The organism is Kitasatospora sp. NPDC093558 (genome assembly GCF_040683475.1).
In the GTDB taxonomy this organism is placed as follows: Bacteria; Actinomycetota; Actinomycetes; order Streptomycetales; family Streptomycetaceae; genus Kitasatospora.
This window is the reverse complement of sequence record NZ_JBFBDY010000261.1, coordinates 1-8909: the sequence shown is the minus strand read 5'-3', so window position 1 is coordinate 8909 and position 8909 is coordinate 1. Positions and strand designations below refer to the sequence as shown.

The following is an 8909-nucleotide window of genomic DNA, read 5'->3' as shown; positions in this document are numbered from 1 at the left end:
TTCTCCCAGCCGAGGGGCGTGACGGCGGTGCCGAGTCCGATGCGGCGGGTGCGCTGGCCGGCGGCGGCGAGGACGGCGAGGGGGGAGGAGATCCCGTACTGGAAGTGGCGGTGGCGCAGCCAGGCGGTGTCGAAGCCGAGCCGTTCGCCGAGTTCGATGAGTTCGAGGGTGGTCTCGTGGCCGCGGCGCGGGTCGGCCTCGTCGAAGAGGCCGATGGTGAGGAAGCCGAGCTTGCGCAGCGGTCGTGGGGTGGTCGACGGCATGGCGGCCTCCGCGGGCGACGGGACGGGGTGGGACGGGACGGGGGCGGAACGTACCGGGGGTACGGATCGAACCTACGCACGCCGTCCGCCGTCCGACAAGATCGCCGAGGGATCGACACGCAGCCGCAACCGGCGCGTCACGTGGCGCAATACGACGGGCCTCCGCTCAGGGAGCGGAGGCCCGTGGGCGGAGGCCCGTCGTCATTCGGCGGTCAGCAACTGCGCAGCTCCGGGCTCTGGTTGCGGATCTGGTTGTGCAGCGAGGTGAACTCCCGGTACGCCTCGCTCTCCTCAGCGCCGGGCCGGAACGCGCCGACGCGGTGGCAGTTGACGAACGCGAGCGTCACGTCGAAGTGCCGCTCCAGGCTGCCGCGGATGGCGTTGCTGGCGAGGGCGCGCAGCAGCTGGGCGCGCTCCTCGTCGGTGGGGTTGGTGTTGTCGTTGACGAACTCCTCGTCGGTGGCGGCGAGTTCGGTGCTGAGGCCGGCGACGACCTGGTAGGCGTAGGGGAGGGACGTGCGGACGGTCTCGATGAAGTCGGCCTCGTCGACCTTGCCGTGCTCGGCCTGGGCGAGGAGGGCGGGGGAGACGTCGAGCGACATGGGGGTCCCCTTTCGCGGGGGTTCGTGGGGCAGGTGGTGCCGAAGGCGTCCACGGTTAACGAAGATGAAAACCATTGCTACATGGACTGTCCTCGACACCCTGACGCCCTGTCAAGAGTGGCGCGGCGCACCCGGCCCCCACGCGCGCCCCCATTACCCCCGCGGGCCGGTGATCAAGTGGCGGGTTCGGGCGCCTTGTCGGTGACCGGAGCCGGGAGCCTCGGGATCCTGATGACGAACACCGCCATCACGACCGCCAGTGCCGCGAACACCAGCCCCATCTCGAACGCCCGGGAGATGCCGTGCACCAGCACCGCCGACGAGTACGGTGCCGGCAGCTTCCCCGTCGCTTTGAACTGCAGGGCCTCCTGCGGCGTCGCCTGGTGGAGGAACCTCGCGACCTGCTGCTGAGCCTCGTTGCGGCTGGCGGTGCCGTAGACCGTCACGAGGATGGACAGCCCGAGCGAACCGCCCACCTGCTGCATCGCGTTGAGCGTGCCGGTGGCCGCGCCCGTCTCGTGCGGGGCCACCTGGGACACGACCGTCAGCATGACCGGGACGAAGATCGAGCCCATGCCGAAGCCGAACAGCAGCGTCGGCCCGAGGACGCCGGAGAGGTACGTGGTGTCGAGGGAGATCCGGGTCGCCCAGAACACCCCGCTCAGCACCAGCAGCGAGCCGACCACGAAGAAGGGCTTGGCCCCGAACCGGACCTGGTTGCGGGCGGCGATCTGGGCCGCGGTGACGATCGCGACGCTGATCGGCAGGAACGCGAAGCCCGCCCGGAGCGGGCTGAAGCCGAGGATCTCCTGCACGAACAGCGTGATGAAGAAGAAGATGCTGAACATCGCCGCGGCGAGGCACAGCATCAGCCCGAACGCGCCCGCGCGGTTGCGGCTGCGCAGCAGGTGGAGCGGGGTGATCGGCTGCGGCACCCGCCGCTCGTTCAGCAGGAACGCGGTGAGCAGGACGACGGCGAGGCTGAACGCGGTGAGCGTCACCGCGTCCGTCCAGCCGTGGTCGGAGGCGCGGATGAAGCCGTAGACGAGGGAGACCATGCCGGTGGTGGCCGTGAACGCGCCGAGGAGGTCGAAGCGGCCGGGGTGCCGTTCGGACTCGTTGATGTAGAGCGGCGCCAGCAGGGCGATCGCGATGCCGATCGGCACATTGACGAACAGCACCCACCGCCAGGACAGCCAGGAGGTCAGCATGCCGCCGAGCAGTAGCCCGACCGCGCCGCCCGCACCGGCCACGGCCGAGTAGACGCCGAACGCCCGGTTGCGCTCGGGCCCCTCCTTGAAGTTGGTCGCGATCAGCGCGAGCGCCGTCGGCGAGGCGATGGCGCCGCCGAGCCCCTGGAGCGAGCGCGCCGCGAGCAGCCAGGCGGCGGACTGCGCGACGCCGCCCAGCAGCGAGGCGAACGAGAAGATGAGCACACCGACGATGAACACCCGCCGGCGCCCGAGGATGTCGCCGGTGCGCCCGCCGAGCAGCAGGAGCCCGCCGAACGTCAGGGTGTAGGCGTTGATCACCCACGACAGGTTGGTGGTGGAGAAGCTCAGCGCGTGCTGGATGTGCGGCAGCGCGATGTTCACGATCGTGATGTCGAGGACGACCATGAGCTGCGTGGCCGCGATGACGGTGAGCGCTATCCCCGGGTGCTGGCCGCGACGTGCGGAGGCCGGCGGAGCCGAGACCAGGGCGTGGGAGGTGGCCATGGCAGGTCCCCCAATGACGTGGGGTCGAACGGCACGGAGTGGACGGAGTCCATTCGCTACCACCGACCGTAGCCCCGAGGAGATAGGGAACACAACCGTTCATTACCGACAAACCGCCGGTGTCGGAGTTGTGCCGCTCGGTGTCCGCGGGGGCCTTGTTCGGTCCGGTACGAACGGCCTAGCGTTGAGGAAAGGTACGAACAGACCCGGGGTGGCGCCATGACACTCTTAACCGGGCTGACCGTTTCACCGGTCGCTCTCGACACCACGGACTGGGACAGCTTCTACCGGACCTGGGCCCGGCCGATCGCGCAGGTGATCGTTCCGACGGCGATCGCCCTGGTCGTGCTCGTCGCCGTCAGCGGCCTGCTGACCGGGAGCATGGTCGAGCCGCGGACGATCGCCTGGCACCACCGCGTCCGGTACTTCTGGGCGGCCGTCGGTGCCGTCGCGCTGACGGCCTTCGCCGTCTTCCTGTCGGTCTATCCGATGTTCAAACCTTTCAGCGACGGGACGTGGGTCACCTACCTCTTCGTGTGCGCCCTGGTCCTGCCCGGCGTCGTGCTGGTGCTCGCCGCGCATGTGTGGGGGGAGCGCAGACCCTTCCGGATCCACCGCAAACGACCGGGCATGCCGGTGCCGACGTTCTGGATCCTGCTGATCCTCTGGGTGGCCCTGTTCTCCTGCTTCTTCTCCTGGGGTGACACCCGGCGGCTGCTCGTCGCGGACATCGCCCTGGGCGTCTTCGGCATCACCGCCACCGCGACCGCCCTCGGCCAGAACCTCCGGCTCCAGGTCGAGGCCCAGGACGCCAAGGGCAGGGTCGACGCGGCCGCGACCGACTACGTCCTCGCGACCCTGCAGAACCTCGGCACCAAGCCCGTGAACCTCGGCATCTCCCACGCGACCGAGCTCAGCAAACTGGTCAGCACCGATCTCAGCGCGATCCCCGCAGGAGCCGTCGCGGCGACCGCGGCGCGCATCATGTACGCCCTCCGGCCCGGGCTGACCTGGCGCGCCCGGGTCACCCTCGTCGACGGCGACCGGGTGGTGGTCACCCTGACCCGGAACGGGAGGCAGGCCTTCAGCACCGTGATCAGCCGTCCCAACCTCGGCCTCCCCCCTGCCGGGAAGGACGGGAAGGACGGGAAGGACGGGAAGGACGGGAAGGAGAAGGAACGGGCCCGTGCGCAACTGCTGACCGCGGCCGCGGCGTGCATCCTCGTCCGGCTCAGCCGGGTCCACCGGAGGCTCGCGGCCTGCCTGAACGACGCCAACGAGTGGAAGAGCGTCGCCCTGCACGTCATCGCCAACGAGCGGGCCCTGACGGCCGACGACGAGGACCGGATCAGGCTCCTGAAGGCGGCCGTGAACCTGGAGCCCGAATACGGACCGGCGCGCATGGACTACGTGAGCGAACTCATCCGCCAGGGGCCACAGACGGTGGGCAACCGGCTGCGGTATGCGAGGCACCTGGCGGCACTCGCGGACCGGGCGAAGGACAAGTGCAAGGGCAAGGACAAGGGCATCCGGCTGCGGTGCGCGAGGCTCCTGGCGGCACTCGAGGACTGGGTGAAGGCCAAGGCCGAGGCCAAGAGCAAGGGCGCGGACAGGCCCAGGCTCAGGGAGGGCTGGAAGACGATCTACCTCAAGGCGCTCTACGCCCAGGTGTTCCTGAGGGTCGACTCCATCCTCGCCGAACAGCGGGCAGGCGAGGCCCGACTGCGGGAGCTGTTCGAACGCGAGGGTGACATCCTGACGCCCGCGTCCGAACTCATCCGCGAACTGTCGGGGTACTACGGCGAGTCGACGGAGGTTCGGGATCGCGACGACCCACTGGCACAGTTCCTCGAGGACCTGCGCCCGAACGTCCAGGTCATGTGCGGGGCGATCGCGCTCATGGAGCACGAGGTCGCCGGGCGGACCGAAGGCGGCCGGGACGCGTCGGCCCCGTGGGCGCCCGACCCGTGTCCCACGCCCGACGCCGCCTACAAGTACGCCTGCCTGGCCGCGCTGGCCAAGGAGTACGGCCGGCAGCCCGACCCGTTCGGCAGCTTTGACCATCACCTGGCCCTGGCCGTCGCGACCCGCGACGACCGGCGGGCGCTCTGGTCCGACCCGTACTTCGCGGAGATCCTGAACGACCCGGGCGAGGCGCACACCCTTCGCTCCATGGGACTCGAACGTCCCCTTGCCATGCTCGACCTGCCCCCGTTCGAGCCGTTCGCCGCGAGTCTGCGGGCGGTGGGTGTGACCACCTTCGCCCAGTTCGAGGACAGGACCGCGGACGACGCCGGGCGGCTGGCCATGGCGGAGTACCTGGGCGCGTCCGGCCTGGTGGTGTCGCACCTCGCCGACGTCGCCGAACTCGCCGGCACGCACCGGGACCTCGGCTCGGCGGAGGTGGTGGACGTCCTGCTGAAGGCGGGCGTCACCAGCCGGACCGAGCTGCGGCGCCGGGCGGCGGCCGGCCGCGACGCGCTGGTCGGAGTGCTGACGGAAATCGCCGAGGACCACGACCTGGGGCATCTGCCGGCCTTCAGGGAAACAAATGGCTGGCTGCGCGCGCTGATTCCGCCGCAGCGGCATTCCGGGCGGTGGCGCCGGATCCCGTGATCGCGTCGCGGATGGTCGCCCGGCGCGGCGGGTCTCGGGTTGTTTGCGTGAACAGCCCGCCGACAGGGGGGTGTACGGGGCGTTTCCACCCCGCCATTCGGCGGGGGTTCTTGGACGAACGATGCGGAAGCGTTACTCAACGGTACGTCAGATTGTCTGATTTGCCTCGGTATTGAGGTGCTAGCGTTGCCGTTCAGCTGATCCACCGGGGGCGGGATCGAGCGGCGCGTGTCCGCCTGCTTGGGGTATTCCACTTCCCGGTTTCCAAGGCCGGGAATGGGGGGAATTTCGGTCCGTTGCAGGATCCCGTGTGCCCAAACGCCGATCCTCCGGTCCTCCGGGCCGCGAATTCCTTTCTTCCCGCCTGCCCGGCTTTTCGCCCGCCGTGTCTACGGCGCGGCGCGGCCTCCCAAAAAGATCGACAAGGAGATAGGCGGCAAATGGCTGACGAAATGGTGCTGCGCGCACAGAAGTTCGTGAACTCCACCTACGGCAGCATCATCGGCATGACCGTCGAAGAGGACGGACACACCGGCTGGCCCACGATGTACGGCCTGACCAGGGCACTGCAGTACGAGCTGGGAATCACCTCCTTCTCGAACAGTTTCGGTCCCGCCACGCTGTCCGCGCTGACGGCCAAGTACCCGCGGCTCGGCAGCGGGGTCATGCCGTCGGCGAACATGTGCCGGATCATCCAGAGCGCGCTGTACTGCAAGGGCTACGACGGCGGTGAGATCGACGGCACGTACAACGCGCGCGTGCAGGCGGCCGTCGCGAAGCTGAAGACGGACATCGGGGTCATGGACCTGATGCCCGGCAGCGACGTGGTGCCCAAGCTGTTCAGGGCCCTGCTCAACATGGACGCCTACGTCACCGTGAACTCGGGGTCGGACGCGATCCGCGGCGTCCAGCGGTGGCTCAACGGCCGGTACCTGAACCGTCAGGACTTCTTCGTCATCCCCTGCGACGGCCACAACTCCCGTGACGTCGCCCGGTCCATGCTGTACGCGGTCCAGTACGAGCTGGGGATGGCCGACGGCGTCGCGAACGGCTTCTTCGGCCCGGGCACGCAGTCGGGTCTCAAGTCGCACACGGTGGCCGCGGGTTCCAGCGGCGCGTGGGTCTCGCTGTTCTCCGCCGCCATGATCCTCAACCAGCGGCCGGCCTCGTTCACCGACACGTTCGACGACGGTCTGGTGGACGCGGTCCAGCGCTTCCAGTCGTTCGCCGCGCTCCAGATCACCGGGAAGGGCGACTTCCCGACCTGGGCCTCCCTGCTGGTGTCCTACGGCGACCAGTCGCGCAAGGGCGCGGCGTGCGACGGCGTCACGAGGATCACGCCCGCCCGTGCGGCCACCCTGAAGGCCGAGGGCATCGCCTACGTGGGGCGCTACCTCACGAACCCCAGCACGACCTCGCTCCCGGAGAAGGCGATCCAGCCGGGCGAGCTCCAGACGATCGCCGACGCGGGCCTGCGCTGCTTCCCCATCTACCAGACCTACGCGCGTGACGCGTCGAGCTTCAGCTACCTGGCGGGCCGCACCGCCGGCCAGGCGGCCGTGAACGCGGCCCTGGACCACGGCTTCAAGCCAGGCACGCGGATCTTCTTCGCCGTCGACTTCGACGCCATGGACTCCGACATCACGGCGAGCGTGCTGCCGCACTTCAAGGGCATCCAGGACGCGCTCTCCGACGACGGCAGCCGGTTCCAGGTCGGCGTGTACGGGCCGCGCAACGTGTGCGCGCGGGTGGCGAAGGCCGGTCACTCGACGGCCTCCTTCGTCTCCGACATGTCCTCCGGCTTCTCCGGCAACTACGGCTACTCCCTGCCGGACGACTGGGCCTACGACCAGATCGTGACCCGCACCGTCGGATCGGGGGACGGCGCGATCAACATCGACAACAACATCGCCTCCGGCCGGGACACGGGCCAGGGCTCCTTCGACCCGCCCCGCCCGATGAAGGCCGACGCCCGGCTCGACCCGTCCGTCGTCGAGGCCATGAAGACGGACGTCGGGAAGTACATGGAGTCGATCGGCTATCCGATCGACGGCGGTGACCGCGTCTACCAGCACTGGAAGTGCTTCCAGCCGACCGTGGTCGACCACGACGAGCTCATCACGCGGCTGTCGAACCAGTACAACCTGCGCAAGTCCCTGCTCCAGACGTCGGCGTACTGGGAGATGCGGCACATCCGCCTCGACGACGAGGTGGCGGGCGAGGCCGTCATCGCCGCGTACAAGACGACGGGCAAATTCATCCACGACCAGTCCACCGGGATCGCGAAGCAGCGCGCCGAGACCCTGGTCGGCGCGTGGAACTACTGCCTCACCAAGGGCTACGTGACGGGCCGTCCGATCCTCGACGTGACCAAGGACGACGACAAGTACTCGATCTGGAAGCTCGCGCACGACGACGAGGAGTTCGACCTCACCAGCGTTGCCGTGGTCCACATGTGGGACATCGACGGCAAGCCCGGCGGGGACGACAAGTCGCCCGCGATGCGGTCGCCGCGCCTGGACTACACCGACTCGGAGATCTACGACGTCCTGCGGCGCTACCAGGGCCCCGCCGAGCCCGCGTTCAGCGAGGCGAAGAAGCGGCTCGGGCTGTACTACGTGATGGAGAAGTACAACTCGATCTCCCGGAACGTCTGATGATCGGACACGACCCGTCCGCCGGGTACGCCGGCTACAACGGCCTGGTCGTCCTCCTGTTGCTGTTGGTCGGCGCGCTGGCCATCGCGGGACTCGTCGTGTACGCGGCCGTCGTGCTGTTCCGTGCCCGGAGTGCCCGGAGTACCCCGAGCGCGCGGGGCCTCGCGGCGGTTCTCAAGGCCGCCGCGGCCCTCACCTGGGCCGTGGCGGCCGGCATCTACACCCGGGGAATGCTGTCCGTGCTCTTCCTCGACGACCAGGCCCAGGCCCTGGCCTGCCGGGCGGCGACCGGCTCGGACCACGTCGTCGGCTTCGACCCGTCGTACGTCCCGCTGGAGTTCGGATGCCGGACCGCCGAAGGGCACACCGTCACCTCGGCGGCCATCCCCTCGTACATCAACCCGGCGGTGGCCCTGGCGGCGGCATGTGCACTGGTGCTCACCGGGTTCGCTATCAACCAACGCAAGGAGAAGAAGAACACGTGACGGCGAACATGGCGAACATATCGCGGCGCACCGTCCTGCGCCGTGCCGCACTCGTGGCCGCGGGCACCGCCGTCGGAGCCCCGCTGCTCGCCGGGCCGGCCCACGCGGCGGACCCGGACCCGTCCGCGGGCGCGGTGAACGAGGCGATCCAGCAGGCCCAGGAGCGCGACGCGCGGGTCCTGAGCGGGGTCCGGTCCGCGAACGGCTGGGAGATGGAGAAGGTCGCGGACGAGCGCGGGCACGTCTACACCCGGCCCGTTCCGGGCGCGCCGCTGGACCTCCGGGTGCGCATCGGCGACGTCGAGACGGTCCTGGTGCACGTGATCAGCCGGTTCCACTACGAGATCGACGCGCTGCGCGAGGGCGACGTGGTCGGCTGGCGCACGCCGGATTCGGTGCGGGCGTCGCTGGCGGAGTCCAACCAGGCCTCCGGCACGGCCGTGCAGATCCGGCCGGGCTTCTACCCCTCCGGAGCGCGCGGCGGCTTCTATCCCACCGAAGAGCTGACGCTGCGGGACATCCTCGCCGACTGCGAGGGCGTCGTCCGCTGGGGCGGCGACGACCGCAC

Annotated in this window: 7 protein-coding genes; 4 read left to right on the top strand and 3 right to left on the bottom strand. The window is 69.5% G+C overall.

From position 1 onward, the window contains the following. The 3 genes from AB0O00_RS22520 to AB0O00_RS22510 all read right to left on the bottom strand — a co-directional run. The coding region (locus AB0O00_RS22520) for an LLM class flavin-dependent oxidoreductase (RefSeq protein WP_363654459.1) at positions 1-263 on the bottom strand (263 nt) is incomplete at its 3' end. Positions 264-475: 212 nt separating this feature from the next. Then, positions 476-865, bottom strand: a complete 390-nt coding sequence (locus tag AB0O00_RS22515) for an SCO5389 family protein (RefSeq protein WP_363654457.1) — start codon at positions 863-865, stop codon at positions 476-478. A gap of 173 nt (positions 866-1038) precedes the next feature. Beyond that, on the bottom strand, positions 1039-2583 hold the full coding sequence (locus AB0O00_RS22510) for an MFS transporter (RefSeq protein ID WP_363654455.1): 1545 nt from the start codon (positions 2581-2583) through the stop codon (positions 1039-1041). Between the two features lie 219 nt (positions 2584-2802). On the opposite strand from AB0O00_RS22510, the gene AB0O00_RS22505 reads away from it, so the two are divergent. The 4 genes from AB0O00_RS22505 to AB0O00_RS22490 form a co-directional block, all read left to right on the top strand. Further along, positions 2803-5199 (top strand): DUF4332 domain-containing protein, encoded by a 2397-nt coding sequence (locus AB0O00_RS22505; protein WP_363654453.1) that lies wholly within the window; start codon positions 2803-2805, stop codon positions 5197-5199. A gap of 440 nt (positions 5200-5639) precedes the next feature. After that, the gene (locus tag AB0O00_RS22500) at positions 5640-7856 is read left to right on the top strand and encodes a glycoside hydrolase domain-containing protein (protein WP_363654451.1); all 2217 of its coding nucleotides are present in this window, start codon (positions 5640-5642) and stop codon (positions 7854-7856) included. Then, positions 7856-8341, top strand: coding sequence for a hypothetical protein (locus AB0O00_RS22495; protein WP_363654449.1), 486 nt, complete (start codon positions 7856-7858; stop codon positions 8339-8341). Before AB0O00_RS22500 ends, AB0O00_RS22495 begins: the two co-directional genes overlap by 1 nt. 8 nt (positions 8342-8349) lie before the next feature. Continuing rightward, positions 8350-8909, top strand: a 560-nt coding sequence (locus tag AB0O00_RS22490) for a hypothetical protein (RefSeq protein WP_363654461.1), incomplete at its 3' end; no start/stop codon positions are given.